The sequence below is a fragment of the Paraburkholderia sp. GAS32 genome, assembly GCF_050434225.1.
Lineage (GTDB): Bacteria > Pseudomonadota > Gammaproteobacteria > Burkholderiales > Burkholderiaceae > Paraburkholderia > Paraburkholderia madseniana.
Map to the genome: position 1 here is coordinate 17,898 of NZ_JBNPVS010000064.1, position 26,633 is coordinate 44,530.

Genomic DNA, 26,633 nt, shown 5'->3' on the forward strand with positions numbered 1-26,633 from the left:
CGCAGTGCCTGTGTGGCCTTTGTCTGGCCGGAGTGGCGATGGACGACCGTGCTCGTCGCGAGGCCGAAGCCAAGACGCTGACGGAGCGAACGACGTCGGCGATGCGGGAGCAGCTCGAAGGGCGGAGTGCATGGGTGCTACAACTTATTTTTGGCGCGGCCGCGGTCTATTCACCACGGTAGCGGCGATGTAGGCCCTGTTGCTCAACGCGCGCCCCGTTCCTGGAAACTCTTGGAATAGCGCTCCGTGTCCCGCACCGGCTGCCGACAAGGTGACGGTCTCGCAGACGGGTCCGTCGCATAGCGCGATACACACCAGTTTAAAAGCACCACCACCATCAGACGCCCACAAATCGCTTGCGAATTGCATCCTTGAGAACGTAGTGCAAAGTCGTCATTCCGAGCACTGAAGCGATGATGATGGTAATCCAGGAGTCTGCATCAAGTGGGACCATGCCGAGCGCATTCTGCAAGGGTGGCCAATAAACTGCCGCAAGCTGAAGCAGCGGGGCTGCGGCCAAAAATGTAGTAATGGTTAGACGCTGCAACACCGTGCCGGCCTTTCCCCGCTCCTGGGTTGTCACCAGCGTAAGCACGTACAAGCCGATAAGTACAATCACCGACACGCTGGCTGTAGTACCGTATTGCTCACCCCTGTCCTGGAACAGGAAGAAATTCGCGTACACGAGGAGTGAGCAAAACGCGGTAACGAGGCCGGCGAGAATAGCGAACTTCAAAGGCTCCCCGACGAAGCGTTTCGTCGATTGTTTTCCGATGCTCGGCTTCATCAGCGTCAAAAGGGTCGCGGGCACGCCTATCGTCAGGATGTCAATCCACGTAATGTGCCGGGGGCTCAGGGGGAAACTGAGCCCAACAAAACCTACGAAACCGACAAAGAACAGGCTGTACACATTCTTCGTGAGGAATAGCTGCAGAATGCGTTTGATGTTGTGAATAATTCTGTCACCCTCTTCGGAGAGGGCGGGCAAATGAGCAAACGAGTCTTTCAATAAAACGATATCGGAGACATCCCGAGCGGCGGCGGCTCCGGAGTTCATGGCAACACCAATATCTGCCTGTTTTAGCGCCAGCACATCATTGACTCCGTCGCCTATCATGCCCACGAAGCTGCCGTGCGATTGCAGGCGCTTGATAATCTCCTGCTTTTGGGCCGGCACGAGTCGCCCGAAAAACTGCCCGTCGTCGATTGCCTTGTCGAATTCCTCAGTGTTCATGCCCGCCAGCTCCGGGCCGCTCAAGGTCGAACCGTAAACGGTCATGCCAGCAAGGCGAGCGACTGCTGCGACGGTCAGCGGATTGTCGCCGGATAACACCTTCAGACAGACGTCGCGGTCCTCATAAAAACGGACTGCACTGCCCACATCGGTACGAAGCTCGTCGCAGAGAACAACGAGTCCCAAAAGGCGCATATCGCCTGAGGACTCGGATAATGCCGCGTCTGAACGGCCTATGACGAGCACGCGCATGCCTTTCTGCAAAAGCGTATCAAGCTGCTCTCTCTGGGAGGGTGTCAGAAGTTTCTCCCCGAGCGCCTCAGGCGCTCCAAGCCAGAGAGAAAATTCCTTGCCATCGACATTCAGCCGTACGGCGCTTAACTTCGTCTCACTGCTGAACGGCAACTCGCCAAGCACATTGCACTTGAGCGCGGGATAGGCGGAAGCAATTGCCTCGGTCGTCTGGTTCTGCGAACCCACGGCTCCGACGAAAAGCTGCAAAAACCGACCGACCGCATCAGTCGAACCGGAGAACGGGACCAACGAATGAAACTGCAGATGATTCGTTCCAAGCGTTCCTGTCTTGTCCATACATAGCACAGTGAGGTGGCTCAACGATTCGACCGCACCGAGCTTTTGGACCAGCACCTGCTTTTGCGCGGCTCGTAACGCTCCCATGGCGAACGCGAGTGTCGACACCAGCACCAAACCTTCCGGGACCAGTGCCTTAATCACCGTGACCAGCGACAGAATCGTGTCTTTGGCGGAAAGGTGCTTGATGTATGCCGACATGAGTAACAACACGACGAGCAGTACGAGGATTGCAGTCAAGACCTTTATGACGGTATTGATACTTCTTTGCGTGGGCGTTAGCCGGGAGGCGTACGTCTTCGCCTTGGCAGTTAGCTGGTTTACACCCGAGAGGATACCGACGCGCGTAGTCACGTAATCTCCAGAGCCGCTGAGGCAATGACTGCCCGATAGCAGCGGGTCCCCCTTCCGCTTCCCCACGCCCTCCGCCTCACCTGTCAGAAGCGATTCATCCATGACGATGCTCTCAGAGGTCACGAGTTCGCCGTCAGCCACGACCTGGTCACCGGGTTTCAGGCGTAACACGTCGCCTTTGACGACCTCGCCACTTCCAATTTTCTGGTCGCTTCCGTCACGGCGCGCGGTAACGATGGTATTCCGAAGTACGGCGAGGCGGTCCAATGCCCATTTGGCACGGAACTCATTGACAATTCCGACCAGCATATTTGCGAAGGTAACAACCGCCAAAAACGCAGCGTCGCTGTTCGAACGGACGATGAGGAGCGCAACAATCGATACGACCAGAATGCCATTGAATACGGTCACAACGTTACTACGGAGGATTCCGGACACGGTCCGTGTAGTGAACCTCGGCGCAAGATTTACATTGCCTGCGCGACATTGTTCGGACACCTCCGCCTGCGTCAGCCCGGCGCTGCCGGAAGTTGCATCACTGGCACCCGGATGCTCGACCTGCAGCGGTGCAGAGACGCGCGCCGAAGGCGAGGCTGCTCCGGCAGTTCGGTCTTCGCGCGGGCCAGGCGTTTCCATCAGGTCCTCGTTTTTATCGCTCATGTTGCTCGTTTGCCTCCATTCGCGATAGCGCTTGCCGAACCCCTGTGAATCAAGTCACCTCGGTTGATTCACGATGGAGTCCTTGGGTTCACGAGCGAGCGGGTTCGGTCCCGCAACGCGCGCCGTCACACGGAGCGGATGGAAGTAGCGAGCTCGAAATCCGCCTTCCAGGTTCGTGAGTACCAGGCGCGCGCCTGTGCGGCGGGAGATTTCAGAGACGATAGACAGACCCAGTCCGCTTCCCGACTGCGCCGAGTGGTCCAGGCGATAGAACGGTTCCAATACGTGCGCGAGTTCGTCCTCCGGAATGCCCGGACCCGAGTCGGCTACTTCAAACACCACCTCGTCGCCCGACTGGACGACCGATACATCTACCCTTCCTCCGACCGGCGTGTATCGCACCGCGTTGTCGACAAGGTTTCTCAGCACGACAGTGAGGGACGACACATCCACAACGGCATCAACTTCCTCGAAGTGCTCGAACCCGAGGTCGATGTCTTTTTCGCGGGCCATGTCAATCGTCGCGTTGATGACGTCGGTTGCCACCGCGCGCAGTGATACCCTGGTTGGCTGTTCTAGTCCCCCCTGTTCGGACCTCGCTAATGTGAGCAATTGCTCCACGAGCCTGTGGGTTCGGCGCAATCCGGACTGGAAGGCCATCAGTCGCTCACGAGCATCCGGTGACGTGATGGTTTTGCGGAGGTTTTCCGCCTGCAACGACAATGCCGCCAGCGGTGAGCGCAGTTCGTGCGCAGCACTCGCGACAAACCGACGCTGGAGACTGATTGCTTCACGTAATCGGGAAATCAGGCGGTTAATCGACCTGACAAATGGCAACGCTTCGTTGGTGATTCCGTCTTCAGATAGCGGTTCAAGCGATACATCAGTTTGCTCGTCAACAACGTTCGCCAGACGTGCAAGAGGACCCAGCTTCGTTCTGACAATCACCACTATGACGACGCACAACCCCGGTAGAAGAATGAGCATGGGGACAAGCGTTCTCATTGCACCGTCCCGCGCAATTTCGTCACGCAGCGCGGAAGGCTCAGCCAATGCTATGCGTTCCCCGCTGTGGAGCGTTCTGATGTTGACGCGCCACCTTTGCCCGTTGTCCTCCAGGTCATGAAAACCGTCCGTCAATGTGTTGGGTACGATGAGTCCCGCCGCCTGCGCGAAACCTGTCGCCTCTCCATTGAGCCTGTCAATGACCACCTTGACGTCTGCATCCTGCGAACTCTCGACAGAAGGTCGAGAACCAGTAAACGCCAGCGCCCCGTTGTCGATAAGAGCAGCTATTTCCTTCAGCTGTCCGTCCTGCAGTTCTCTGGCCTCCTGATAGGCGAACACGAACGACAGCCCACAGGCAATCACACCCACCCCGACAATCACGCAGCCAATCCAGGCCGACAGCTGCAACGTCAGGGAGCGTGATTGCTTTCCTTGTCTATCAACCATCCCACACCTCGTACGTTGCGAATGACGGACGCCCCCAACTTCTTGCGGATACCGTGAATCACTACTTCCACTGCATTGCTCTCGACCTGCTCCTCCCACGCGTACACCTTCCGCTCAAGTTCCCCTCTCGACAGGACAGTCCCCGGTTTCATCATGAGCGCGCTCAGCAGTGCGAACTCGCGGCCGGTCAGGCTACACTCGGTGTCGCCATACACCGCAACGTGTGTATTTGAATCCAGCGTCAGATTTCCGTTCGTCATTTTCGTGTCGCCATGGTCACCGAGTCTGCGCGTGACCGCCCGAAGACGTGCGAGCAGCTCACCGATTTCGAACGGCTTCACCAGGTAATCGTCGGCGCCTGCGTCGAGCCCGGCAATTCTGTCGTCAAGACTGTCGCGCGCGGTGAGAATAACGACCGGAGTCTTGCTCCCTTTTGCCCTCAAGGACAGGAGTACGTCGATGCCATCACGTTTCGGCAGGTTCAGGTCAAGAAGCACCACATCGTGCTCGCGTCCTATCAGCGCACCTGTCGCCGAATCAGCATCGCATACCCAGTCGACCGCGTAGGCGGCATCTTTCAACGCCTGCACGATTGCGCCGCCAATCATTTCGTCGTCTTCTACGAGCAGAATTCTCATACTTCTCACCGGTCGGCAGCAACTTGCTAAGTCAACCCTAAGTCTCGCGAAGTAGTATCTGAAGCGTTTTTTGCGCCGGATACCCACCGTGACCCATCGTACTTACGATAGTAGGTTGCAAAACCGAATTACTGCAACCGGTCAGCGATGTAGGGGTGCAAATGCGCTCGCACGGTTCGCTCAGCTGGCGCTGACTGTACTGTTAAGCGGATGTGCTTCGTATGCACCGAGGCCTCTTCCTGAGGCGCCGCAATGGTCTTATGACATAGCGACTACCGACGCTCCGCTGACGGTGGACCAGGTGGTCGAGCGGGCACTTCAGCAAAGCCCCGACATCCGGCGCGCTGAGCGGGAACTCGATATCGCCACCGCCAAAGAATATGCGGACGGTCTGTTGCCAGACCCGACGCTGACGTTCAGTACCGACCGTCCCGGCGCCGAGGGTTTTGTACCCGCGTTCATGGCCGGACTCAGCTACGAGGTGTCGGCGCTGGTTGACCGACCCGCAAAGAAGCGAGCGGCCGCCAAAGCCAGTGAGAAGCAACAGCTCGCACTGGAATGGACGAAATGGCAGGTCGCGAACCACGCCTATGCGCTCTACATCAATAACGTGAGTCTCAAGCGTCTCGAGAGAGAAGTCGAGCAGCTTGTGGCATATCAGAAGGACGGTACCAAACGATTGCAAAAGGCCCTCGCGCGCGCCGACGTAACGCGAGACGCGGCCTTGCTGGCGGAAGTAGCGTACGGCGACAACGTGCAGCAGCTAGGCACGCTGCGACAGGAAAATCTCAAGACCGAGCAGGAACTCAGCAGGCTGCTTGACCTTCCCCCCGGTTCGCATTTGACGCTTGCGGCTCCGCCGGAGCCATCGGAGGTCCCGCAGGACCTCATCGCCCGTGCGCTTTCAAACCTTGGCCAGCGTCGGCCCGATTTGCTAGCACTGCGTGCGGGGTACGACGAACAGGACGAACGCTATCGCGCAGCGCTCCTTGCACAGTTTCCGCGGCTCGATGTCGGCGTCACAAGGGGCCGCGACACGTCGGCCATCTATACCTCGGGACTTGCCGTCTCTGTGACCCTGCCGCTGTTCAACGGCAACCGGGGCAATATCGCGGTCGAAAAGGCCACTCGGGAGAGCCTCTATCAGGAATACGGGCAACGGCTCGATGACGCATATACGGCCGTCGACGGCATCAGTTCTGAACTGACTTTGCTAACTGAAAGTCTTCACAGCTCGCAGTCCACGGAAGCCGCGCTCAATGCATCAGTGAAACAGTTACGTCTCGCCTATGGTAATGGCGACGTCACTTTTCCGGTCCTGGCCGACATTGAAGTCCGGCAGCTGAATCAACGCATTGCGACAGCAAAGCTCGCCAATTCCGTCCTTCAACAGCAAGTCGAACTCTGTACCTTGATTGGTGTGAGCGCGATTGACCACCGACCGCTTCAATAGGCCGCCCATGACATCTGTCCGCCTGCTGGTCCTCATTGCAGCCATCGGCATCTGCTCCGTCGCCGGCCATCCTGCGTTTGCCGAGGACGTCGTGACGATGCCTGCGGTCCAGAAGCGCCTTGCATCCACCATCTCGGCACCGGCACGCGTGCAGGCAGCATCCAATACCGTACTGAGCGCGCCTACTGCCGGCGTCGTCTCCAGCTTGCGCGTGATTCCCGGTGAGGAAGTGCGGGCCGGACAAGTGATTGTACGGCTGACCGGTCCCACCATATCGACTGATACCGCACGCCTTGCAGCGGACCTGAAGTCGGCCCAGATTCGAGTGACGGCCGCGACCCAAACCGCCGCTATCGAACAACAGAAGCTGGAGGAACAACTCAGTACTCGCGATGCGGTCATTCGCGCACATGCCGAACTCGACACCGCGCGTCAACAACTTGCGGCGGCGCAGGCGGCATCCCGCGGCTATACAAATCTCTCCACCATTAGTGCGCCGGCCGCTGGGATGGTGACGGCCGTTAGTGCTGCCGATGGCCAGTACGTGAGTGCGGGGCAGGCGCTCACAGCCATCGCGCCTACAACTGGCCTTTACGTAGTCGCCGACCTGTTTGGAAGCAATGCCAGCTCGGTCGCGCCGGGCATGAAGGGCGTTTTTCTGCCCGAGGGCAACAATGCAATGGTTCAAGTGGTTGTTCAGCGTGTGTCGCGCAGTCTCACCACACCGGGTCAGGTGGAAGTCTGGCTCAAAGCTGGACCAGGCTACACCCTTGACCCGGGGGCGGTTGGCACCGTTTCTCTTACCATGTCCGACGACAAGCAAGTGGCTGTCCCATCAGCCGCGCTCATTCTCGACGCCGGTCAATGGTGGGTACTGGTGCGTGACCGGAGCGGCAGCCGTCGACGCCAGGTCGTTCCAGGCCTATCGGACGGCGGTTGGACATCAATCAGACAAGGTCTCGTGCTGGGCGAACACGTCGTGACGCAGGACGCCTATCTTCTCTTTCACCAGGACTTTGCTACGCGTTATCAGCAAGCCGATTGACGTCGCTTTAAAAGAAGAACAATGCTCAACGATATCGTCAAGAGGCCGCTACTCTGGGTCATGCTCTACGCAGCGCTGATTGCGTATGGCATCTACGCGCTGTTGAACATTCACGCGGAAGTGTTGCCACAGTTCAACATGCCGCAAGTAAGCGTCGTCGCGCAGTTGCCGGGCGCGACGACGCTGGACCTGGAGGGGCTGATTGCCCGACCTGTCGAAGCCGAACTGTCGTCGCTCGCGTCACTGAGTGACGTGAGGACAGTCATAGGACAAGGTTCCGTCAAGATTGAGGCGCGCTTTTCTGAAGGGACTTCCGCAGCAAGCGCCCTGCAGGATGTCAACGGTGTTATCGGACGCATCAACAGTTCGTTACCAAAAGGTACGAATCTGACGACGGAAATCTCCGGCAATGCGATAAATGAGGTCGCGGACTACGCAATCCAGATTCCTGATGGCGTGGATGCGTCCCAAATCCAGCGTATCGTCGAGTCAAATCTCGCACCACGTATCCGGGCGGTCGCTGGTGTGCAGCGCGTGTCGGTCGCCGGCCCAGGAGCCGACGCCATATGGGTGCGCCCCGACCTGGCAAAGCTGCAACGTTTCAACGTCTCTGCTTTGGCTCTCGCGGCATCACTGGACGCGACGACAGCGATGGTGCCGAGCGGATACGTCGACCTGGGTCACCAGGATGTGTTCATGGAAGGGAGAAGTCTCCCGACAAAGCCATCCGACTACACTCGCGTGCCTGTGGCAGCATCAGGCATTACTGTTCCGCTGGGCTCGATTGCGGATGTTGTACGGTCTGCGCTCCCGTCTCACCATTCGGTGAAACTCGACAACCGGCCAACCATTGCGCTTGTCGTGTTCAAGCAACCGGGGGCCTCGACGCTACCTGTCGTCGACGCGGTTGATAAGGCTCTGCAGGAACTCGAACCCCAGCTGCCCGGCGGCGCACGCTTCGTGCGCATCTACAGCCAGGGGCACATTGTCGGCGTGGTCGCCTCAGATTTGACCAGGAATCTGGCCATTGGGGCCGTGCTCGCGGTTGGGGTCCTGTTCTGGATGCTTGGCGCGAGTCGCGGAATATGGGCGCTCGCGCTGAGCATTCCGTTGTCGCTGCTGCTCGGTATCGCAGGGCTGTACCTGATGGGACAGACGCTGAATCTGCTGACGTTCGGCGCCTTGTCAGTGGCCGTCGGCCTGCTCGCCGACGACGCCATCATCGTACTCGAGAGCATTTATCACCGCTGGGAGGCTGGTGACGGTCGCTGGGAAGGTGTTGCACGTGGCTTGCGCGACATAGCCGGTCCCGACATTTCAGGAACGATGACGACCGTCGCGGTATTCCTGCCGCTTGTGTTTGTGGGAGGACTCGCCGGACTTTTCTTCGTCCCGTTCTCTGTTGCGATGACGGTGAGTCTCATTGCATCACTATTCATCTCGCTCAGTCTGATTCCGCTCGTGCTGGGATTCATCGGTCCGCATATCGAGAAGCGCTCCACTTCGGGTTCGCGCGCGGTCGCGTGGCTCAAGAGGCACAACTTGCGTCTGTTCGACTTTGCCCTGCGGCGTCCGCGAGTCTCGCTATGGTCTTGCGTCGCCATTTTCGTGGTCTCGGTGGCTGGGCTTGTACTAGTTCCTGTCGATTTCCTGCCGCTTCCAAACGAGGCCGTACTGCTCGAAAGTTTTACGCTGCCCCCTGGAACGTCATTGCATGATGCCCAGGACGCGTCGGACCGCATTACCCAGCGATTGCTCGGCCTCGACCCTGTGGCACACGTATTTTCTCGGGTCGGCTCTGCGTCGGGTACGTCATACACCGAGCCTGCCTATGCTGGCGAGATTCAGATTGCGCTAAAGCCAGATGTGAACGCGAGCAGTCTCGACAAAATCGGCAAACAGGTTCTGGATGCGTCGAAGCTCCCGGCGGTCCAGACGGTGATTGGAACGCCGACTCTTGAACGAGTGGGCGAAACGCTTTCGGGCCTGCCGCAGCCGTTTGTCATCGATGTCTACGGCGACTCGATTGAAGCGTTGCAATCGCTGTCGAACGAAGTCACGCATCGGCTCTCAGGCGTATCCGACCGCTCCGATGTCTTCAACAACGATGCCTATCCCGTGACCGAACTTCGAATTACGCCCAACCCCGACGGTCTCGCGCTTCACGGCATTACACCGGTACAGCTTTTTTCCCAGTTGCACATCCTGCTGGCCGGACAAACGGTCGCTACCGTTCCGGAGGGTAATGGTCACCTGGATGTGTTCTTGAGACTCGCCGACCCAACGCACTTGTCCATTGAGCAACTCAATCAGATTCCTGTGATGACCAGCGGGTGGGTCGCATTGAAAGACGTGGCAGACGTTCACATGGTCACCGGACCCAACGTCATACGACATCTGAATGGACTGCGAGCGGTGGAGATTCTGGCGACACCTACTGCGCCGCTCGGTCAGGTAATTTCTGCGTCAAAGAAAGCGCTAGCGACGCTTCCCTTACCGGCGGGATACGAGGTGAGGTTTGGTGGCCTGTATCCGCAACTCGAACATGCCGCGCTCAATGTAGGTGTGGCGGCCATAGTGGCTCTCGCGTTAATGTTGGGCATCCTGACGCTGCAATTTGATGGCCTCCTCGTGCCCGGTCTGCTTCTGCTGCAGATGCCGTTGGCGTTCTCCGGGGGAGCAATTGCGCTGGTGGTGAGTGGTGTCGGTCTCAACGCCATCGGTTTGATTGCGTTTCTTACCCTGATTGGGGTGAGCCTGAACCACGGCATCGTCTTGCTGCAGTTGGTCAAGCGAAACGAAGCGCAAGGACTCCCGGTGGTCGAAGCCGTGCGCGACGCTGTTGACGTGCGCTTCCGGCCGATTCTCCTGACTGTGCTGACAGCCTCACTGGGCCTGCTGCCGACCGCGCTCGGTTTCGGTAAAGGCGCCGCCCCTGAACAGGGGCTCGCCATCGTTACGCTGGGCGGTCTGGTCTGGAGCGGTCTGCTAAGTACAAACCTGTTACCGGCGCTTTATGTGTACAGGCGTGAGAAGCAGCATCGGAAGGTAACCTAGACCCGTTCAGGCTGGAACATCGCCCAATACCACTGGTAGCGCCTCATATTGATTTTGCCCCGACGTGCGACCATACCGCCGTCGAACCGGACAATTACAGAATCGAGAAGAATGCAGACCGACATCAAGCCTCGCGCACGCACGCTCAGCCAGATTCCCCGTGGCGTCTGGATGCTCGGCTTCGTAAGCATGTTCATGGACATCTCGTCGGAGATTATCCACAGCCTCCTACCGATGTTTCTGGTGACGAGCCTGGGGGCGAGCGCCATGATGGTTGGCCTCATAGAAGGTGTCGCGGAAGCGACCGCGCCCATCGTGAAAATATTTTCCGGTGCACTGAGCGACTATCTTGGCAACCGGAAATGGCTGGCGGTCATTGGTTACGGCATGGGCGCACTCAGCAAGCCGCTTTTTGCACTTGCGCCGACGGCAGGAATTGTCCTGACGGCGCGCGTCGCGGACCGAGTCGGGAAAGGTCTGCGGGGCGCGCCGCGTGACGCGCTAGTAGCGGATATCACTCCGCCGCATCTGCGCGGTGCCGCGTATGGCCTCCGCCAGTCGCTGGACACCGTCGGCGCCTTCGTCGGTCCGTTGCTGGCCGTCATGCTGATGCTGCTTTGGGCAAACGACTTCCGCAGGGTGTTCTGGGTGGCCGTGATTCCGGGCATCGCCGCCGTGGCACTGCTTGTAATTGGCGTCAGGGAGCCGACGCATCAGTCAGGTGCGAAGCGCGTCAATCCGTTGAAGCTCGGAAACCTGAAGAAGCTGAGCAAACCCTACTGGTGGGTAGTATTTGTCGGTGCGGTATTCACACTCGCACGGTTCAGTGAGGCGTTTCTCGTCCTGCGCGCCATGCAGGGTGGCGTACCGGTGGCGCTAGTGCCACTCGTCATGGTCGTGATGAACCTGGTTTATTCGGCGTCGGCTTACCCCTTTGGCAAGCTAGCCGACTCGATGAGCCACACCAGACTGCTAGCCATTGGTCTCGTCGTGCTGATTGTGTCGGATGTCGTGCTTGCGCACGGAAGTCACTGGCCAGTCGTGCTGCTCGGCGTCGCTCTGTGGGGCCTGCATATGGGACTCACGCAAGGTCTGCTGGCGACCATGGTTGCGAAAGCAGCACCACCCGAGCTGAAAGGGACAGCGTTTGGCTTCTTCAACCTCATGAGCGGATTGGCAATGCTTGTGGCAAGCCTCGTCGCCGGCGAGCTCTGGGACCGGTTTGGAGCAAGCACAACGTTTTATGCGGGAGCTGGATTCTGTATCGCGACGCTGATTGTGCTCGTCGCCAGGACAACAACGCCTGGTGGTGAAACATGAACTGGCGTTTGCTCTTTGAGCGCATCGGAATTCGCAACCTGCTCGTTGCTGGCGTACTAGCCGTGGGTGGTACGTGGCTTTTCCTTGGCGTGCTGGAGGATGTCATTAGTGGGGACCCGCTTGTTGCCGTCGACGTCAAGATTCACGCTGCGTTGCAATCTATGCGTTTCCCGTTACTCGACTCCCTTATGGTCGCCGCCTCGGAACTGGGAGATGCTGCTGTCACCATCCCGGTCATTCTCGTTGTCCTTGCGTGGCTCGTTTGGCAAAGGCGGCTGCGAAGCGCCACTTACTGGATTCTGGCGGTCGTGTTTGCCCAGGCCTTCGTCATAGCGCTGAAGTTTGCCATGCACCGTGCGCGACCGTCATCGATGTATGAGGGCTTGCAGGGGTTTTCCTTTCCCAGCAATCATGCAACGCTAAGCGTCGTCACTTATGGCTTTCTGGCGTTTTTCGTTGCGCGCGCGTGGGGCAATGCCGCACGGCTACGTATTGCGACTGCCACGGCACTGTTCATTCTCCTGATTTCGTTCTCACGTCTTTATCTGGGCGTGCACTGGTTTTCTGACGTGCTCGCCGGAATCAGCTTCGGTGTGGCATGGCTAGCAATAGCGGCCGCGCTTCATCACTTTGGCGATGAAAACCAGAGAGACGCTTCCTCTCTGGGTGTAGCGTCGTTCGTCACGTTTGTCATCAGTGCACTGGTACACATCATCATGCAGCACGGTGTCGACCTGTCTCTCTACGCGCCGAGGTAGCTTGTTGAGCGACGCTAATAGGGGCAGGAGACGGCGAAAGCAAGTGCATGGTGCTCATGTCGCGCTCCGTTGGTGTATGTCAGCAAGAACGCTGGAGCGGACTAACAGGCGGACGTAGCGGCCGCAAGATTTATAAACAGTTGTAGAGAGCTTCCCAACGGTTCCCTGGTCGGGTTTTCCTGGAAGTATCTCCTCCGGTTAGCGTCCGGCGCTCAGGCTACCGCACCAAACAAAGCGCCGACGCCTGATGACACGCCCATTGCCAGAGCACTCCAGAAGACCACGCGGATAACACCTGGGCCAACTTTCGCCCCGCCCGCTGTAGCGGCCAGACCGCCTAGAGCGGCTAGCGAAACCAAGGCAGAGAGGACTATGGTTGGAAGCAACACCGATTCGGGCGCGAGTGCGGCAACGATAGCCGGCAACGCGGCGCCGACCGCAAAGCTACAGGCAGAAGCCAGCGCGGCTTGCAGAGGTCGGGCAGAAGTGACCTCCGAAATGCCCAACTCATCACGTGCATGAGCACCCAGTGCGTCGTGCGCCATCAGCTTTTCCGCAACCTGTTTGGCAAGCGGCAAATCCAGGCCACGCCGCACGTAGATTGCAGTCAATTCTCGATGCTCGCGCGAGAAGTCGGCATTGAGTTCTGCCTGTTCCTGGACCAAGGCCGCCTTTTCAGTATCCGCCTGCGAGGAAACTGATACGTATTCCCCTGTCGCCATCGACATCGCCCCAGCGACCAGGCCGGCCACAGCGGTAAGCACAACGCTTCCGTGAGCGGTGTGCGCCGATGCTACGCCGGCAACCAGGCTCGCTGTCGAGACAATGCCATCATTGGCACCCAGCACAGCGGCACGCAACCAGCTAATGGATTCGAGACGGTGCTGTTCCTTATGCCGCACAGGCATAGTTCCTCCCCGCTGGAAACGTTGATGCACTATCTCATGACGGTAGATGCGCGAGCGGCCTGATTATCCAGCTGCGATGGCGACATCGGAGAGCTTGCAGTCCATGGCATTGTCTGCCGGCGCCGACGAACCTGACGATTCATGCTGCAGCTTGGCCCGTCGCCGCGCCCGGTCGTTAATCACCTGATGACGCCGGTGGTCGGTCATCTTCTTCCACCCTCGAATTTCATCGAGAGTACGAAAGCACCCGACGCACAATTTGCTCTTGCCATCGAAGGCACACACATCGATGCACGGCGACTTGACTGCCATGGTCAGGCCGCCGCTCGTAACGGCTGCACTTCAACGGTGACATGCGACAGCCCCTTAAAACGCTCGAGCACTGCATGATAGAAGCGCGAATCTCGCTGGGGTTCACCTGTTGCCACTGACACCACGGCGCTCATGTGTCCCGGACCCACCCGCCATACATGCAGGTCGACCACCTTGTCGCCACGGTCCTCGATAGCATGACGCACGTTCTCCGCCATGCGCCTGTCGGGACTCATGTCGAGCAGGATTGCACCGGTGTCACGCATCAAGCCATACGACCAGTTCGCAATCACCAGTGCACCGATGACGCCCGCCAGCGGGTCCATCCACAGCCAGCCGAACGCGCGTGCCAGCACCAGACCGATGATGGCCAGCACGGAGACCGCGGCATCAGCCATGACGTGAATGTAGGCGGACCGAATGTTATGGTCCCGGGTCGCTGCCTCATGCACGTCGTGGCCGTGCTCATGTTCTTCGAATTCGACTTCGTGCTCGCCGTCCGGCATCCGCACGATGACCTTGAAAGCATGCGGCTCGGGAATGTCTTCCTTCGATTCCAGATAGCCGCCACGGTCCGCCAAGGCGAATACCTGTTGCGTCCCATCGGGTCGCACCGTCGTAGCGGACACCGCAGAAGCGTCCAGTCGCGAACCCTCCGTCGTCGGTGTAATGCGGAAAACGGGCGGCACGCCATCCTCGAAGACGGAAACGGCAAACACACCGGACGGCGCGAAAATCTTCTGCACCTCATCTTCATGAGCATGGTCGTCGTGACCATGGCCGTGTCCGTGGCTATGACCATGGCTATGGCCGTGGTCACCGCCGCTCAGCAGCCATACGCTTGCCAGGTTAACAAGCAGGCCCACCACCGCGATAGGAATCGCTTCGCCGAAGTGAATGGGTACCGGCGACAGGAAACGCGAGACCGCCTCGTAGCCAATCAACAGCGCAATCATTGCGAGCACGATGGCACTCGTGAACCCTGCGAGGTCGCCGAGCTTGCCGGTACCGAACACGAAGCGGGAGTCGGTGGCGTGCTTGCGCGCGTAGGTGTACGCGAGGGCCGCAATCAGCATTGCTCCAGCATGCGTCGACATATGCAGGCCGTCGGCGACGAGCGCGAGCGAGCCGAACATACTGCCGCCGACGATTTCAACCAGCATCATCGCGCTGCACAGCGCAATCACGGCCCACGTCTTGCGCTCGTTCTTTTCATGACCGGCACCCAGAAAGATGTGGTCGTGCCCTGCGCCGAACGCGGCGTCTTTGAAATCACTCATTTTTGACTCTACTTGAAATAGCTATGGACGACTTCGATGAGCTGGTCGGTCGCACTGCCGGCCGGTTCTTCGTTGGTATCAGCGTCCACCAGATGGGTGCGGATATGGTCTTCGAGCACGACCGCCAGCAGGCCGTTCATCGCCCCACGGCAACTCGTGATTTGTTGCAGCACGTCGACACATCCGCGCTCCTCTTCCAGCGCTCGTTCGATGGCTTCAACCTGTCCCTTGATGCGGCGGACGCGGTTGAGCAGTTTCTGTTTCTCGCGAATGGTGTGACTCATTGATGACCTCCGATATACCGTGGGGGAGTATAGCTCAGATAGGGTAGAGGGGTATATCAATTCCTGTGAACGAAAGCTTTTAGAAAGAAATTAGGGAAGACGCTCAGCGTTGGATTTCAGTGAGTAGCCTTCTTTCCGGTCCCTAGGGAGCGCGCACCAACCTACGCAACCATTGGTTGTGACGAGGCTCCCCGAGTGGTGGCCGTCTGTGTTGTCTCGCGTACTATCTGGAGTCTTCGCGGATGACCACGATGCTGGGTCGCACTATGGAGAGTTAGGACGGAGCGCACGCTTGGTGTCGGGCGCCCGCTCCCATCAACTTTGCAGTATCACCTTCGAAGGCGTCCCAGAGACCATCGACCACGCTCGCGGAGGCGAGATTGCGCGCCTAGTGGCTTCGCGAAAGCATCGCCCCGGGACTGCAGTCTCAGAGCCGCGTTCACCGGCAAGTGCGGTGCCACCCTGCGCGCAAGGTCGTCGAGTTGTCCACACAATCTGTTTGCAAGGCTGTGGACAATTCGCGAGCAAGCCGGCCAAGTCGCTGAAACGATTGGAATTGTGCAGTGCGCGCTCGGCGCATGCATTTAACGGGTGAAGCATGTCGTGCACAGAGCTGTGGAGTAAGCACACCACGGCCAACGCATACGAACCAGTGCAGACAAACAGAAGACTGACGCGCGCCAGCGCGATAGGTCGATTCAATTTGCATATGAGTCGACAACAGCGTCTAATCGAGCCGTCCGCAATCGCCGTTCCCATCTCGTTCAACGCCAGGAGAGCAACATGGCCCACCCCAACGTTGAAGATGTCGTCAAGTCGATTGCCTCTGACACCAATACGTCCACCGAGACAGTATCGAAGATGTATGCAGACACATGGGCCGAATATAGCGACGGTGCGCGAATCCTGGATTACCTGACCGTCCTGGTCTCCAAACGCGTTCGTGAAAATCTGCGCGGCGCTCCGCAAGACCGACACTAGGCGACCGCCGCAAAGGTCAACAAATCGCCTCACGATACCCAGCGGCGATATCGCGTACTGGAAGGGCTATTCAGGGTCCCGGCATTCCCGGGTTTGCCTGTCGTTGACGAAGACAATCCGGTTCGGTACCTTTTGTTAAATCAGAGATACCGCAGAGCAGTGATTGATGGCCGACAGCTATGAAACGACCAGAGAAATTGAAATCGAACTGAATGGCTCGCGCTATCGTGGCCGATATCGCGTCATGAGTGGCACTGTCATCGTCTACTACGAGAATGACATCAAGTTTGCAGACTACGGCATAAATGGGCCCGAAGTCGTTGCGAAGTGGCTGCTAACCGACCTATTGCGCCGACTCGAAGCGAAGAAGAGAAAATCGGGCGGAGACTAGCCGGCCTGTAGATAGCGCAGAGCACGACGGCGAGCGGGTCACCACACGTTGCGCAGCATTTTGTGAGCGGCGCGCATGTGCCGTTTTTTCTGAGCGCCAAGAAATACCACTGCCTCCTTGACAACATTCGGGTCGCCCAGCTGGAACGAATACTGTCGCAGCAACGTTTCACTGACGACCAGGTCATTGAGTTTACCAAGTTCGTCCTGCACCGCAGTCAGCAGTTCGAGGTTTGCCTGATGGCTACCGTCGAGCGCTGGCGAAAAGAGCTCCAGCAAATATCGAAGCTTCTTCCCTGCAATTCGCACCTCGTGCAGCGCCGCGTAGCCGGGATGTTCAGGCTGAATTGCGCGCTTGACCCGCTTCTTCAGCGCCTTCTCAGCCAGTTCAACACGCTCTTGAGCAAACTCTGCAAGCGTCAGACTCGCAACGTGTGAATCCAGTTGCTGTCGGGCGCCGGTCATTGCCCGTTGCAATATCTCCTCAACGCCAGCGCTACGAATCGTCCTGCGGCTGAATGACAGGGCGTCGGCGCGATGCTCGCCCACTGCATGAAGAAGTGGCCCCAATGACAGCCGCGCTAGCTGGTCGCCCGTCAGAATGTCGCGGAGCACGTCCCAGTCGCGGGTTCTACCCGCGGCATAGGCCAGATACTTGAACTCCTCGCGCTGAAGTCTGGCGTCTTTCCTGTCGAGTAACGGCTCGTAGGCCCACCAGAGTGAACGCAATCGACGCAGCGCAACCCGAAGCTTATGCAGAACTTCGGGGTCTGCCTTGGCGCGCAGTGTGTGGGCACGACGAACGGCCTCGGCGGAGGTCGACGTCGCAAGGACCACGAAGGCTTCAGCCGCTGACGTCGCCGCGGTTATCGAATCGGCACAAGGCCCGTCCTGTCCGGAGCCCGAAGCGGGGGCGTCAGATTCTTCCTTCGCCGAAGCGGAATAGCGGGAGCTCATTTCTGCGACGCCCTCGAATACAGCAACGTGGAAAAGGAACTGCGCAAGGCCGTGACCTACTTTCAACATACTTTCACAACGTACGCTCGCTGAGCAATACGTTCGACCTGTTCAATCGTACAACGGCAGTCGCCCGGAAACCAATTCAGTCATCGGTTTAGCCTTCTGGGTGTTTGCGGTCCTACGGGGCTGCACGGATAGGAGCACTTTCTTTACCGCCTTTTTACTTGCCGCAGGGTTTGAAGGGCGCCTAGAATTTCTACAACATTAAACAGAGGACTGGTGCTTTGGACAATCGATGTCGTCGATTTTCGAACAGCTTCACTGTCTGACCGGCAGGACGTCCGAGCTCTCTTTTTCACAGCCACCGTCTTGCCAGCAGGCAGATGGTGCGCGCCGTAGCCACTTTCTCCGTGCACCCTGATGAGCGCCATCTGGACGCAGCGATTGCGCGCGTTCGCTTGGCACCGATTCGCGAGCGTCAACTCGCGGCTGCGTTCGCTCGCGCATTTTTAATTCATTGGTGCGGTCGGGCACATGGATAAACACATGCGTTCCCGACGCCGATAAGGAGTCGCCATGCCGGACTGTGACAGTTACCCCATATGCCGCTCACTTTTACCTTTGCCTAAGGGAAGCGAGTAGACGTTCGTCGCCGCGCATGATGCGCCCAAGCTCCGAGTCTGCTGGCTTTCCGCGAATCACATTAAACCAAACGCTCGGAGAAATATCATGAACTTCGGTCTCCTCGTGTCGCAACTGCCCCACGTCCAGGAATCGCGCGTCCACTACGACGCCATGCTCGCACTGCAAACCCGCGAACCGCACAGATTCGCCGCATTCTGGCAGCGCCTCAAAACTCTCGTCTCATAGTTTTCAGCGATGATTCGGCACACGCAAGAATGTCAAGTACGAGCTAGTGCAACTGGCAGACAGCGAGTGCTGAATACATCTTGACGTCCGCGTCGTCATCGCAACGACGACGACATGCATGCGGGCAATTGACATACAACGTGCAAAGCATCTGCGCCAAACAGGAGGTTGGCCATGAAGATTATTGAACGCAACGATGCACCCGAAGCAGTCCAGTGTTTGAGTGCACATGAACTGGCGACGCTCCTGGTGCTCCTTCAAGCACCTTGCGATGCGATGGCGGCGACGCCGGACGTAATGGCACTTCGCGATGCCGGCTTCGCCAAACTGGTTGACTCTGGACAAGGCACAGCCAGGTTCGCGATTACAAACGAAGGAAATGCCGTACTGCGGGTGCTGGGCGCTGGTTGATTTGGTGCCTAGCCGTACACGGACGTCGGACAGAAAAGGCAGCCACAATCGGAGAGCATGCAGTGAAGTCGCCTGATAGAAGCCGAAAGGGTACGAGTCCCTACACGCTCCAAGACGTCGATATCGTAATCACCCATCTCGAGCGGGTCCTAAGTTCGGAAGGAAGCCATTCGTTATTCCCTAAAGCCTACTGGCAGGGTCGAATTCTTCAGGCATGCGCGACGCCAGGGCTCACGCGAATCCAGCAGGAACGACTGCAACGATTGCTTCACCGCATCGCCGCACGCTATGGGTAAACCGCAGGTCTGACAATGCATTCAACCAACCGCTCGAAGGATGCGTACCACTGCCAACACACGGGCGAGATAGCGGAAGCGCGCCTCGATGCCCTCGAGTCGCAGTAACACACTTCCTCTGGACTGACTGGCGGCTTCAGGTGTCGCCGGTACAATGGACGGACCTATCGCATTGACCTCAGAACGTGACTACACACCCGTGCGTACAAGACGACTTTCTGCAGACGCTCGTAAAGGACAAGACCACCGTAAACGTATTCCTCGTGAACGGCATCAGACTGAGTGGTCAACTGGCCGGCTTTGACCAGTTTGCAGTTCTGCTGGAGTCTGGTCCAGGCGTGCAACTTGTTTTCAAACATGCGATTTCCACCGTGATGCCGGTCAATGGCAAGAGCCCGGCACCGCGAGCCGACCGAGGTGCCGTCGAGTGGTGACAAGTCGAACCACTTGCGAGGTCGCGTCCGACGAAAACTGCCATGACACGCTGTTGCCTACGCCTGACCTGCGCATAGCCAGGCGACATCCACGTCGAGAAGTTCAGACAGGCGCTCGCAATCCGTGCTCTTCGGAACGGTAACTCCGGCGCGCCAAAGGGTCACGTCATCTTCCGGTACGCCGAGAGACCTGGCCACCCGACTGGAAGTAACCTTTGCGCGCTTGATGGTCATGTCCAGGCGTGCGGCGAAGGCCCGCCTTGAACTGTTGTTTTTGCGAGTGCTCTCCAGATGTGCATCTAAATTCATACGACGATTCATGGCGTGCAATGCTCCATGTGACTTCATGCCGACCAAACCTATGTGTTTCACGCTACGAATGTATGACGCGGCGCCAAAGCTGATGCTTGCGGTCGAGCGCTAGCGCCCGGACAGGCGTGTCGTTCGCGTAAGCTTCAGTGCATCGAAACGCCCCTTGCTGCACGTCGTCCCCGCGTCGCGATAAGCCGACGTTCAGTCGATGGCAATCGACACGGATGCAGTTTCAGCTATCGCGTTCACGACTAGCAGTCGCGTAGCCGCTTTTCTCGAGTGAAGTAGCAGCGCAATAAAGACGCTCACCCGACGAAGAGTATTTCGGAACACTTGCTCGAAGGTCCACTCCCGATTGTCATCACCCGCTTTTGTCGCCAGCGGGTCGAGGAAGTTCCACTGGCAGAACACGGACTCTCCTGGAAACAGAGGGACGTGCTGTTCCGCGACTTCGTCACACATCGCGATGATGACCGCCGGGCGACAGCGCCAACGCAATGAAGGGCGCAGAAGAATCCAGTGGGTCGCCGCGAGAAAAAGCGCTTCTTCACAAAGTGCCCCGGCAGTAGGCCGATTCAACTGACATCTCAACCGTCACGTCCTGTAATTTCTGTCTTTTGCAGTTCCTATATCTGCCGGCGCTCGGAGAGCACCATCGCGCAGCCCAACGCTGAGTAAGTCGCACTCGAGACAGGTAATACTTTCTTTCTTTTTCCACGTTGACTCGACCAAAGTGGCTAGGTAAGTTCGTTGACTCAGAGTTACCGCAGGGCAGTAGTCGATGGACGCAGGCTATGAAACAACCAGAGAAATTGAAATCGAACTGAATGATTCACGCTATCGAGGCCGGTATCGCGTCATGAGCGGTACGGTCATCGTCTACTACGAGAACGAAATCTAGTGTGCCGACTACGGCATGAATGGCCTGAAATCGACCGTTGAGGAAATCGTGGACTGGAAGTTCTGGAACAAGACAAGCTCGCCTGCTCCCGGTGCGTCCGAACGGCCAACCGACACCTATGAGGCGTTGCGGCATCTGCTTGGTATGCTGATGCAAGCAGACACGCCGCCTTTTTCGAACTGGCACGCACCTGATATGGTGTTCGCGCCCAACGTTGAGAACGTCGCGCAGAGTGCGACGAAAGGCTATCTGCTCGCCCTCTGGTTCTGGGTCTTTGCAGAAAAGCATGGGGTGGTCGCCGCGAGAATGGCTCGCGACACGTTTTGCCTGCTCGCGGACGAGGCTCAGCCGGCCACGGGTGACGTTCTCGACAATCTGATTGAACTGGAAAATCGCCTTATCCAGTCATTCGACGCGACTCCGATTGAACAACGCAGCTTCGTACAAAGTGGCCAGATGGTGACGCTGCCAATGGAGTTTTTTCTGGCAACAGGCTTCCTGCTTCAGTCCCCTGACTCGCCTTACCATGGTCGCTCGGGTGTCGACTTCGAGGGCAACGACATCAAGCTGGCGGGTTGCCTTCGCAGTGCCACTGAGGAAGCACTGCCGCTTTTCAAACCGATGGTACAGGCTATCCAGGGCTTTGACGCCCGCACCCTGCCACGGTGGAAATGGAGCGCGGCGCAGGGTGCCATGGAGCGGCATCTGCAGCGGCGCTATAACAATCCCCTGTTTCCCCTACATCGCCAGGTTGTCACCTCAAGCGACGTCTATGCAGCGCGTGTCGCGGATTATGAGGCGCTGGCTAATATTCGCAACGAACTCGCTGAACTCGCCCGGGAGTTTTACGGACTCACAGAGTTGGCCGCCGACTGGCACCCACTTCTGAACGGGCTGAGAGAGCGGTTGGACAAGCTGGAAGACCATCGTCTGATGGCGGGGGGCGAAAACGAGTCGCTCGGAGGCGCAATCGCAGAACTGCGGGGCAAGGTCATGGACGTCTGGCGCTCGGCGCTTCACAACAATGCCCGCCATCTCGCCGCACTCGAGAAAGCCGAGACCGTTCAGCGGGAACGCCATGCTGCACTATTTGCAACCGACTGGATGCGCCAGCTACGCAGTCACGCTTCGCCGATACCGCCGCAAGAAGTCGTCGCAGCGCTTTTGAGTGACTCGCCGACAGAAATTGAAAGAGCGGTTGCCGCACTACAGACCGAGCCACAACTGCACAGCACGCTCGAAAACTGCCGCTCGTATGCACACAGGCTGGTGGCAGAAGTCCGCACGGGGAGCCATGCCCTTCCCGACATTGACGAAAAATTGCGCATCCTCGACGGAGACTATTCCTGAGCAATCCGCAGCCACCATACACCTACAGTGTGCATGGCATTCGGGTCACACATCAACAAGCCCGACGGCCTTCGCCATTGCCGGCGCGTTACTGAGGCGGCGAGTTGGCCATGAGGCGGTCGAATTCTTCGCGCGCGCTGAGCAGTTCCTGCATCGCCGCAGCGAACCTCGCGAGCTCCAGCGTCGATGGCTGCGCGCGTGGGGCGCCGCCGAAGCGCTTTTCTAGTACAGCAGACGCGGCCTGCACTTCGCGCGCCGCGACGGCAATGCGCTCGAGCGCAATGGCTTCCAGCGAGAGCGTGTTTCGTGTCGTCATGTCTCTGTCAGCAATTCGGCTTCCGCCGCAATCTCCTGGCCGATTGGACATCCCCGTGTTTAATTCGTTTTCTGCACGCACGCAGCCCGGCCGCTACGGCGCGCTACATCCGCCCCCCCGAAATCAGCGGCGGTCAACACAATCCGTTCGCCGGAGTGCGCAAGTATCTTCCTTTCTGCGACGGCCATGATGCGTTTGCGGCCATCTGTGAACGCCGTGAGAATGCGTGTATCGCTGGCTCCCGGTTGCACCCAGAAGTGCTGTTCAAGCGCCTCACGTGAGGCGGAACACTCGACTTCACGTCCTTGAATCGAGAGCATAAAAATCACGCTTGTGCTGTCGGGTGCCACGCTCGGCGCAAGTTCAATGGCGTCCACGGTCAAGACTCGTCAAATTGATTGGTGTGCTACCTATCTCGTACTGGAGACCCGATAAAAATCTCAACCTAAAGCGATGAAAGGCGTCGCGCGTCATTTGTCTTATATTTAAACGAAACGTGCTCACGCGCGCGACAGCCACGGCTGGCGCCCCGACGCTCGCGCAGCGTTTCACGACGCTAATTCGGTGGAAACACGTTCCAGTAACCGTCGTCGTGCTGGAAGAAGAACAACGCGTGCGAACCCGTCGGTAGCCAAGTCTCCACGCACACGTAGCGGGCTCTGCCTGAGCGGGTACGACCGAACGCGGTCACGTGCACTGGCGTGGTAGGGGTGAGCCATTTTTCCACTTGGTATCGCAGTGACTGCGCCTTTACGTCTTTCATCTGCTGCTCCCGTACACCGGTACTTTCGCAACCCATTCGCCAGATACAGCGAAAATGCCGACCAGGAACCGGTGCCTCGATGTTCGACGCCATTTTCCCGCGCCGCATCGAGAGCTTCAACAACCACTTTAACCATAGCGCCAAAAGCAAGCAACAGCGTATGCTTCAGCAAGATAGCAACAAAAAGAAGAGTAGCCCATAAGCGCATGTTCGGCGGCTCTGGACGACGATTGTTGGTGCGCTGCACCACACAGTTGTTTGGCCTTAGTTGGCCAGCCTGGATTGTTCCCCGACAGACGGACATACGCCTCTCACGGAGAACACGAAGGCCTGCGCTCCAACACGTAAAGGCATCAAACGGGTGGGAGGCAAGCCTGGGACAAGTCGACTTCAGCACATTCGAGCATCAGGGCTGGGAGAGGGTCGCTCAGCCCTATCACACGTATTTCGGTGATTTGACCACCCAGTCGAACCCCGCGATGCTCGAGGCGCTTGGCATTGGTCGTGGCACGCGCTTTCTCGACGTCGCATCCGGCCCTGGCTACCTCGCTGCTGCAGCCGCGCGCCGTGGCGCGGACGTCGCTGGTGTGGATTTCTCGGTCGCGATGGTGGAAAAGGCACGACGCGTCTTTCCGGGACTCGAGTTCCGCGTAGGCGATGCGGAGGATTTGCCGTTTCCCGACGAAAGCTTCGGCGCGGTGGGTATCAGTTTCGGGATGTCGCACTTTCAGCACCCTGAGCTTGCGCTCGCGGAGGCGTTTCGCGTGCTGCAACCTGGCGGCAGAATTGCCTTTACGGTCTGCGCGACGCCGGACAAGGCAGTTGGCTTCGCTATGGTGTTAAGGGCAGTCGAGGAGCACGGGACGACCGATGTGCCAGTGCCGCCGGGACCACCCTTCTTTCGCTTCAGCGACTGGCAGGAGTCAAGGCGCGCGTTGCTGGACGCCGGGTTCGTCCAACCGGACGTACACGAAATGGACCAGACCCTGGTGCTTCGTGCGCCGGATACACCGTTTCACGCGCTCATGCGCGGTGGCGTCCGAGTTGCCGCGACGCTAAACGCCCAGACGCCGGCCGCGCTGGCGTTGATTGAACGGGCCGTCGCGCGCGACGCAGAGGCATATCGGAACGATGTCGGGGAACTACGGGTTCCCATGCCCTGCGTCTTGGCTTCCGCACTCAAGGCCTAGTCCCACCGAAAAATCGTGCCTCGAGCTAGCCACTTTAATTTACAGGGGAGTCTGGCGCGTCATCGGCAGCTACGGTGAGGATGTCTGGTGGCTAACTTTCGCATCGACCAACGTCCGGCAATCGCTGACTAAAATCGATTTCGAATCGAGGAATCGAACACTATCGCGGCAGACAAAATTTTCGTTTGTTGCACAATTGCGGTGCTACACCCTTCGCGTGCCGAGTAATGTCGACAACAATTGGAACCAGAACCAATGCCTGCTGATTCCCTAACGATTGGGTTTGCGCTTTTCGAGAATCGACTGGTCGCCGCAGCATCGCTCACGCGGGGAGACACCGGCCCTTTCTTCTGCCCGGCCTGTCGAGGCAGAGTTTTTGCGCACCTGGGCGATATCTACCGATGGCACTTCAAGCACCAGCGCAAAGCGGCGTGTGCTTCCTCGACTGGACTCACGGCTGCCGAGACAGCGCTACACCTGATGGCCAAACAGATACTCTGCGAAGCGCTCTACATTCGCACGCCCGCCTCTATGCTCCGCGCTGAGACGCGAGCCGGCACACTTGAAGTCTGCGTCGCCCCTGAAGGCAAAGTCGAGTGGACGGAACAAGGTCGGGCCGAAGCGCAGCTCGGTACGCTCAGGCCGGATTTCCTCGCGCATACGACGGAGGGTCCTTTTATTGTCGAGGTGCGCGTTACGCATCGCGTCGATTCAGAAAAGCGCGGCGCCCTTTCCGCGTTGGGCATACCGGCTATTGAACTGGACCTCTCGCGCGAAGAGCGGCTGCAGTCTATCGAAGCCCTGCGACATACGGTCCTTGATGCCCTCCACAACAAGCACTGGCTGGCGCCTCCGCGCCAAGCGGCGGCACAAGCGGAGCTGGACGCCCTGCTATTTGAACAAGCATGCAGGCAACGACAAGCCGAAGCCGCACATACCGACGAGTCCGAAGACCAGGAGCTATTTTCGCTCTGGTCGCAAGAGGACATAGAGTACCGTCATGCACAGCTCGCTGAAGACGAGACGGCTTCCGAACGCGAAGAGCGCTACGCAGCTCAGCGCGCACAGGCCGCCAAGGCAGCGCCCGTTTACCGCGCCGCCACCGTCGAACAAAAGGTAGACTTCCTCGAAGCCAAGCTGCAGCGTTACTGTCAAGACTGGCCGCCTGAATTTCTTGTTGGGGCCGAACTCGGCTTTGAATACGGCGTGCCACCCTACGTTTGGCGTGCCGATGTCTTCCGTCACTTCGCATTGGGCGGTGTCGCCTTGATGGAGCGGCCCGACATTGAAATCGATGCCGTCGTAGCATGGCTTACGCCGCGCTATGACACCGCCCTTACCGACCCTCGGTATATTGCTGAGGCTGTGCGCGCATTCTGCGAGATGCTCGCAGGTGCCGGTTATCTTGCTGCCCGAGACACCGGCTTTGCGGTGATGCGGGATGTACTGCCGCTCAATGTGATGCCGGCTGAAAATTTCTCATGGCGACGCGAGTACCCGTCAGCGATGCTTGTGCAGTGGGCAGCGATTCGGTCCGGCGTGGCGATGCCACTCTGGGTCCAAACGCGCATTGCCTACATCTTTTGCCAACGCGCCCCCTCCCTGTCTGTTCTCGATTTCGCACGGAGCTTGGCTGCCTCACTGGCGCAACCACTCGAGCGTGTTCTGGACTTCCTCCTCGCCTTGGATGTCGCGAAGAGCAGCGGTCCCGGACGGGCGCGAGTTTCCGTCACCCCACTCCATCGGGCTAACGCTGGGCAACCCGCCACTACGCCTCGCACAGGTTAAATCCTCATCGCGTGAATCATCAGTCGTGTGCGTCCAATACTTCAACGCAGCAACCGATGTGGATAACAACTATAGGCCGATTGCGTAACCGCGAATATCGACGCTACGGCAACTTACCTTCCTATAGACCGTTGCAGTGCCGCTGAAGAGCGAATACCTCGCTGACGAACAACGGCGCACTTTTCTGTCCGACTCGGACCAATTCATTACGAAGGCACGACCGCGTAAGGACAGGTCACGACCGGCGAAAAGGACGCCGCGCACAAATCCTGATATCGCTCGCGTCGCGACGCTGTACGAGACTGCCCGAAGGGCGGACGAC

27 protein-coding genes are annotated in these 26,633 nt (G+C 58.5%); 14 read left to right on the forward strand and 13 right to left on the reverse strand.

The genetic code is table 11. The features are described from left to right. Positions 1 to 38: 38 nt before the first annotated feature. Positions 39 to 182, forward strand: coding sequence for a hypothetical protein (locus tag P3T25_RS43525; protein ID WP_429363551.1), 144 nt, complete (start codon positions 39 to 41; stop codon positions 180 to 182). Positions 183 to 337: 155 nt separating this feature from the next. Here the strand turns inward: P3T25_RS43525 and P3T25_RS43530 are convergent, their stop codons facing one another. Genes P3T25_RS43530 through P3T25_RS43540 form a run of 3 tightly spaced genes read right to left on the reverse strand, consistent with a single transcriptional unit; the run spans position 338 to position 4,932 of the window. Continuing rightward, positions 338 to 2,839: an HAD-IC family P-type ATPase gene (locus P3T25_RS43530; RefSeq protein ID WP_429363553.1), complete on the reverse strand. Its 2,502-nt coding sequence runs from the start codon at positions 2,837 to 2,839 to the stop codon at positions 338 to 340. Between the two features lie 54 nt (positions 2,840 to 2,893). Then, positions 2,894 to 4,294: an ATP-binding protein gene (locus P3T25_RS43535; protein ID WP_429363555.1), complete on the reverse strand. Its 1,401-nt coding sequence runs from the start codon at positions 4,292 to 4,294 to the stop codon at positions 2,894 to 2,896. Next, positions 4,258 to 4,932 carry a response regulator gene (locus tag P3T25_RS43540; RefSeq protein ID WP_429363557.1) on the reverse strand — a complete coding sequence of 225 codons (675 nt, stop codon included), beginning with the start codon at positions 4,930 to 4,932 and terminating at the stop codon, positions 4,258 to 4,260. Before P3T25_RS43540 ends, P3T25_RS43535 begins: the two co-directional genes overlap by 37 nt. 292 nt (positions 4,933 to 5,224) lie before the next feature. On the opposite strand from P3T25_RS43540, the gene P3T25_RS43545 reads away from it, so the two are divergent. The 5 genes from P3T25_RS43545 to P3T25_RS43565 all read left to right on the forward strand — a co-directional run bounded on the left by P3T25_RS43545 (position 5,225) and on the right by P3T25_RS43565 (position 12,565). Continuing rightward, positions 5,225 to 6,385 carry a TolC family protein gene (locus P3T25_RS43545; protein WP_429363559.1) on the forward strand — a complete coding sequence of 387 codons (1,161 nt, stop codon included), beginning with the start codon at positions 5,225 to 5,227 and terminating at the stop codon, positions 6,383 to 6,385. A gap of 7 nt (positions 6,386 to 6,392) precedes the next feature. Then, a complete protein-coding gene (locus P3T25_RS43550) occupies positions 6,393 to 7,430 on the forward strand; it encodes an efflux RND transporter periplasmic adaptor subunit (RefSeq protein WP_429363561.1) in 1,038 nt (345 codons plus the stop codon). 21 nt (positions 7,431 to 7,451) lie between these two features. Then, complete coding sequence (locus tag P3T25_RS43555; protein WP_429363563.1) at positions 7,452 to 10,487, forward strand: efflux RND transporter permease subunit; 3,036 nt, start codon at positions 7,452 to 7,454, stop codon at positions 10,485 to 10,487. Between the two features lie 111 nt (positions 10,488 to 10,598). Next, on the forward strand, positions 10,599 to 11,807 hold the full coding sequence (locus tag P3T25_RS43560; protein WP_429363565.1) for an MFS transporter: 1,209 nt from the start codon (positions 10,599 to 10,601) through the stop codon (positions 11,805 to 11,807). Continuing rightward, positions 11,804 to 12,565: a phosphatase PAP2 family protein gene (locus tag P3T25_RS43565; RefSeq protein ID WP_429363567.1), complete on the forward strand. Its 762-nt coding sequence runs from the start codon at positions 11,804 to 11,806 to the stop codon at positions 12,563 to 12,565. The genes P3T25_RS43560 and P3T25_RS43565 overlap by 4 nt, the downstream gene beginning before the upstream one ends. 212 nt (positions 12,566 to 12,777) lie before the next feature. Here P3T25_RS43565 and P3T25_RS43570 read toward each other — a convergent pair whose 3' ends face one another. The 4 genes from P3T25_RS43570 to P3T25_RS43585 all read right to left on the reverse strand — a co-directional run bounded on the left by P3T25_RS43570 (position 12,778) and on the right by P3T25_RS43585 (position 15,349). Further along, a complete protein-coding gene (locus tag P3T25_RS43570; RefSeq protein WP_429363598.1) occupies positions 12,778 to 13,473 on the reverse strand; it encodes a VIT1/CCC1 transporter family protein in 696 nt (231 codons plus the stop codon). Between the two features lie 63 nt (positions 13,474 to 13,536). Further along, positions 13,537 to 13,785 carry a DUF1289 domain-containing protein gene (locus tag P3T25_RS43575; protein WP_429363569.1) on the reverse strand — a complete coding sequence of 83 codons (249 nt, stop codon included), beginning with the start codon at positions 13,783 to 13,785 and terminating at the stop codon, positions 13,537 to 13,539. 2 nt (positions 13,786 to 13,787) lie between these two features. After that, positions 13,788 to 15,065, reverse strand: coding sequence for a CDF family Co(II)/Ni(II) efflux transporter DmeF (gene dmeF / locus P3T25_RS43580; protein ID WP_429363571.1), 1,278 nt, complete (start codon positions 15,063 to 15,065; stop codon positions 13,788 to 13,790). Positions 15,066 to 15,073: 8 nt separating this feature from the next. Beyond that, the gene (locus tag P3T25_RS43585) at positions 15,074 to 15,349 is read right to left on the reverse strand and encodes a metal/formaldehyde-sensitive transcriptional repressor (RefSeq protein ID WP_207003354.1); all 276 of its coding nucleotides are present in this window, start codon (positions 15,347 to 15,349) and stop codon (positions 15,074 to 15,076) included. A 783-nt stretch (positions 15,350 to 16,132) separates the two neighbouring features. Between P3T25_RS43585 and P3T25_RS43590 the strand changes: the two genes are divergently transcribed. Together P3T25_RS43590 and P3T25_RS43595 are read left to right on the forward strand one after the other, a co-directional pair. Further along, the gene (locus P3T25_RS43590; protein ID WP_429363574.1) at positions 16,133 to 16,330 is read left to right on the forward strand and encodes a DUF3562 domain-containing protein; all 198 of its coding nucleotides are present in this window, start codon (positions 16,133 to 16,135) and stop codon (positions 16,328 to 16,330) included. Positions 16,331 to 16,496: 166 nt separating this feature from the next. Next, positions 16,497 to 16,721 (forward strand): hypothetical protein, encoded by a 225-nt coding sequence (locus tag P3T25_RS43595; protein WP_429363576.1) that lies wholly within the window; start codon positions 16,497 to 16,499, stop codon positions 16,719 to 16,721. A 38-nt stretch (positions 16,722 to 16,759) separates the two neighbouring features. On the opposite strand, the gene P3T25_RS43600 is transcribed toward P3T25_RS43595, so the two are convergent. Further along, positions 16,760 to 17,746: a CHAD domain-containing protein gene (locus tag P3T25_RS43600; RefSeq protein ID WP_429363578.1), complete on the reverse strand. Its 987-nt coding sequence runs from the start codon at positions 17,744 to 17,746 to the stop codon at positions 16,760 to 16,762. Positions 17,747 to 18,409: 663 nt separating this feature from the next. Between P3T25_RS43600 and P3T25_RS43605 the strand changes: the two genes are divergently transcribed. The 3 genes from P3T25_RS43605 (at position 18,410) to hfq (ending at position 19,691) form a co-directional block, all read left to right on the forward strand. Further along, a complete protein-coding gene (locus P3T25_RS43605) occupies positions 18,410 to 18,550 on the forward strand; it encodes a hypothetical protein (protein WP_166618241.1) in 141 nt (46 codons plus the stop codon). Between the two features lie 174 nt (positions 18,551 to 18,724). Further along, complete coding sequence (locus P3T25_RS43610) at positions 18,725 to 18,961, forward strand: hypothetical protein (protein ID WP_154563508.1); 237 nt, start codon at positions 18,725 to 18,727, stop codon at positions 18,959 to 18,961. A gap of 481 nt (positions 18,962 to 19,442) precedes the next feature. Next, positions 19,443 to 19,691 carry an RNA chaperone Hfq gene (gene hfq / locus P3T25_RS43615; protein WP_233464975.1) on the forward strand — a complete coding sequence of 83 codons (249 nt, stop codon included), beginning with the start codon at positions 19,443 to 19,445 and terminating at the stop codon, positions 19,689 to 19,691. 57 nt (positions 19,692 to 19,748) lie between these two features. On the opposite strand, the gene P3T25_RS43620 is transcribed toward hfq, so the two are convergent. Both P3T25_RS43620 and P3T25_RS43625 read right to left on the reverse strand, forming a co-directional pair. Further along, positions 19,749 to 20,012 carry an XRE family transcriptional regulator gene (locus P3T25_RS43620; protein WP_154563505.1) on the reverse strand — a complete coding sequence of 88 codons (264 nt, stop codon included), beginning with the start codon at positions 20,010 to 20,012 and terminating at the stop codon, positions 19,749 to 19,751. Positions 20,013 to 20,204: 192 nt separating this feature from the next. After that, entirely contained in the window at positions 20,205 to 20,582 is a 378-nt protein-coding gene (locus tag P3T25_RS43625) for a hypothetical protein (protein WP_154563502.1), read from the reverse strand. 337 nt (positions 20,583 to 20,919) lie between these two features. On the opposite strand from P3T25_RS43625, the gene P3T25_RS43630 reads away from it, so the two are divergent. Next, the gene (locus tag P3T25_RS43630; protein ID WP_154563499.1) at positions 20,920 to 22,254 is read left to right on the forward strand and encodes a tryptophan leader peptide; all 1,335 of its coding nucleotides are present in this window, start codon (positions 20,920 to 20,922) and stop codon (positions 22,252 to 22,254) included. Between the two features lie 88 nt (positions 22,255 to 22,342). Here P3T25_RS43630 and P3T25_RS43635 read toward each other — a convergent pair whose 3' ends face one another. The 3 genes from P3T25_RS43635 to P3T25_RS43645 all read right to left on the reverse strand — a co-directional run bounded on the left by P3T25_RS43635 (position 22,343) and on the right by P3T25_RS43645 (position 23,333). After that, the gene (locus P3T25_RS43635) at positions 22,343 to 22,570 is read right to left on the reverse strand and encodes a hypothetical protein (RefSeq protein ID WP_154563496.1); all 228 of its coding nucleotides are present in this window, start codon (positions 22,568 to 22,570) and stop codon (positions 22,343 to 22,345) included. 59 nt (positions 22,571 to 22,629) lie between these two features. After that, the gene (locus tag P3T25_RS43640) at positions 22,630 to 22,947 is read right to left on the reverse strand and encodes a DUF1488 domain-containing protein (RefSeq protein ID WP_168435826.1); all 318 of its coding nucleotides are present in this window, start codon (positions 22,945 to 22,947) and stop codon (positions 22,630 to 22,632) included. A 179-nt stretch (positions 22,948 to 23,126) separates the two neighbouring features. Beyond that, positions 23,127 to 23,333, reverse strand: a complete 207-nt coding sequence (locus tag P3T25_RS43645; protein WP_154563493.1) for a hypothetical protein — start codon at positions 23,331 to 23,333, stop codon at positions 23,127 to 23,129. 374 nt (positions 23,334 to 23,707) lie between these two features. Here P3T25_RS43645 and P3T25_RS43650 point away from each other — a divergent pair, with 374 nt between their 5' ends. Beyond that, positions 23,708 to 24,523: a class I SAM-dependent methyltransferase gene (locus P3T25_RS43650; protein ID WP_154563490.1), complete on the forward strand. Its 816-nt coding sequence runs from the start codon at positions 23,708 to 23,710 to the stop codon at positions 24,521 to 24,523. 255 nt (positions 24,524 to 24,778) lie between these two features. Beyond that, a complete protein-coding gene (locus P3T25_RS43655) occupies positions 24,779 to 26,311 on the forward strand; it encodes a competence protein CoiA family protein (RefSeq protein ID WP_154563487.1) in 1,533 nt (510 codons plus the stop codon). The last annotated feature ends 322 nt before the right edge of the window (positions 26,312 to 26,633 follow it).

What these genes read in the sequence shown, in the direction of transcription:
- P3T25_RS43575 (WP_429363569.1), bottom strand. Translation starts at nt 13,785, where the DNA reads ATGGCAGTCAAGTCGCCGTGCATCGATGTGTGTGCCTTCGATGGCAAG.
- P3T25_RS43605 (WP_166618241.1), top strand. Translation starts at nt 18,410, where the DNA reads ATGAACTTCGGTCTCCTCGTGTCGCAACTGCCCCACGTCCAGGAATCG.
- P3T25_RS43600 (WP_429363578.1), bottom strand. Translation starts at nt 17,746, where the DNA reads ATGTTGAAAGTAGGTCACGGCCTTGCGCAGTTCCTTTTCCACGTTGCT.
- P3T25_RS43635 (WP_154563496.1), bottom strand. Translation starts at nt 22,570, where the DNA reads ATGACGACACGAAACACGCTCTCGCTGGAAGCCATTGCGCTCGAGCGC.
- P3T25_RS43620 (WP_154563505.1), bottom strand. Translation starts at nt 20,012, where the DNA reads ATGAATCGTCGTATGAATTTAGATGCACATCTGGAGAGCACTCGCAAA.
- P3T25_RS43555 (WP_429363563.1), top strand. Translation starts at nt 7,452, where the DNA reads ATGCTCAACGATATCGTCAAGAGGCCGCTACTCTGGGTCATGCTCTAC.
- P3T25_RS43565 (WP_429363567.1), top strand. Translation starts at nt 11,804, where the DNA reads ATGAACTGGCGTTTGCTCTTTGAGCGCATCGGAATTCGCAACCTGCTC.
- P3T25_RS43630 (WP_154563499.1), top strand. Translation starts at nt 20,920, where the DNA reads ATGAATGGCCTGAAATCGACCGTTGAGGAAATCGTGGACTGGAAGTTC.
- P3T25_RS43595 (WP_429363576.1), top strand. Translation starts at nt 16,497, where the DNA reads ATGGCCGACAGCTATGAAACGACCAGAGAAATTGAAATCGAACTGAAT.
- P3T25_RS43550 (WP_429363561.1), top strand. Translation starts at nt 6,393, where the DNA reads ATGACATCTGTCCGCCTGCTGGTCCTCATTGCAGCCATCGGCATCTGC.
- P3T25_RS43530 (WP_429363553.1), bottom strand. Translation starts at nt 2,839, where the DNA reads ATGAGCGATAAAAACGAGGACCTGATGGAAACGCCTGGCCCGCGCGAA.
- P3T25_RS43540 (WP_429363557.1), bottom strand. Translation starts at nt 4,932, where the DNA reads ATGAGAATTCTGCTCGTAGAAGACGACGAAATGATTGGCGGCGCAATC.
- P3T25_RS43535 (WP_429363555.1), bottom strand. Translation starts at nt 4,294, where the DNA reads ATGGTTGATAGACAAGGAAAGCAATCACGCTCCCTGACGTTGCAGCTG.
- P3T25_RS43590 (WP_429363574.1), top strand. Translation starts at nt 16,133, where the DNA reads ATGGCCCACCCCAACGTTGAAGATGTCGTCAAGTCGATTGCCTCTGAC.
- P3T25_RS43585 (WP_207003354.1), bottom strand. Translation starts at nt 15,349, where the DNA reads ATGAGTCACACCATTCGCGAGAAACAGAAACTGCTCAACCGCGTCCGC.
- dmeF (WP_429363571.1), bottom strand. Translation starts at nt 15,065, where the DNA reads ATGAGTGATTTCAAAGACGCCGCGTTCGGCGCAGGGCACGACCACATC.
- P3T25_RS43645 (WP_154563493.1), bottom strand. Translation starts at nt 23,333, where the DNA reads ATGAAAGACGTAAAGGCGCAGTCACTGCGATACCAAGTGGAAAAATGG.
- P3T25_RS43655 (WP_154563487.1), top strand. Translation starts at nt 24,779, where the DNA reads ATGCCTGCTGATTCCCTAACGATTGGGTTTGCGCTTTTCGAGAATCGA.
- P3T25_RS43570 (WP_429363598.1), bottom strand. Translation starts at nt 13,473, where the DNA reads ATGCCTGTGCGGCATAAGGAACAGCACCGTCTCGAATCCATTAGCTGG.
- P3T25_RS43560 (WP_429363565.1), top strand. Translation starts at nt 10,599, where the DNA reads ATGCAGACCGACATCAAGCCTCGCGCACGCACGCTCAGCCAGATTCCC.
- P3T25_RS43610 (WP_154563508.1), top strand. Translation starts at nt 18,725, where the DNA reads ATGAAGATTATTGAACGCAACGATGCACCCGAAGCAGTCCAGTGTTTG.
- P3T25_RS43525 (WP_429363551.1), top strand. Translation starts at nt 39, where the DNA reads ATGGACGACCGTGCTCGTCGCGAGGCCGAAGCCAAGACGCTGACGGAG.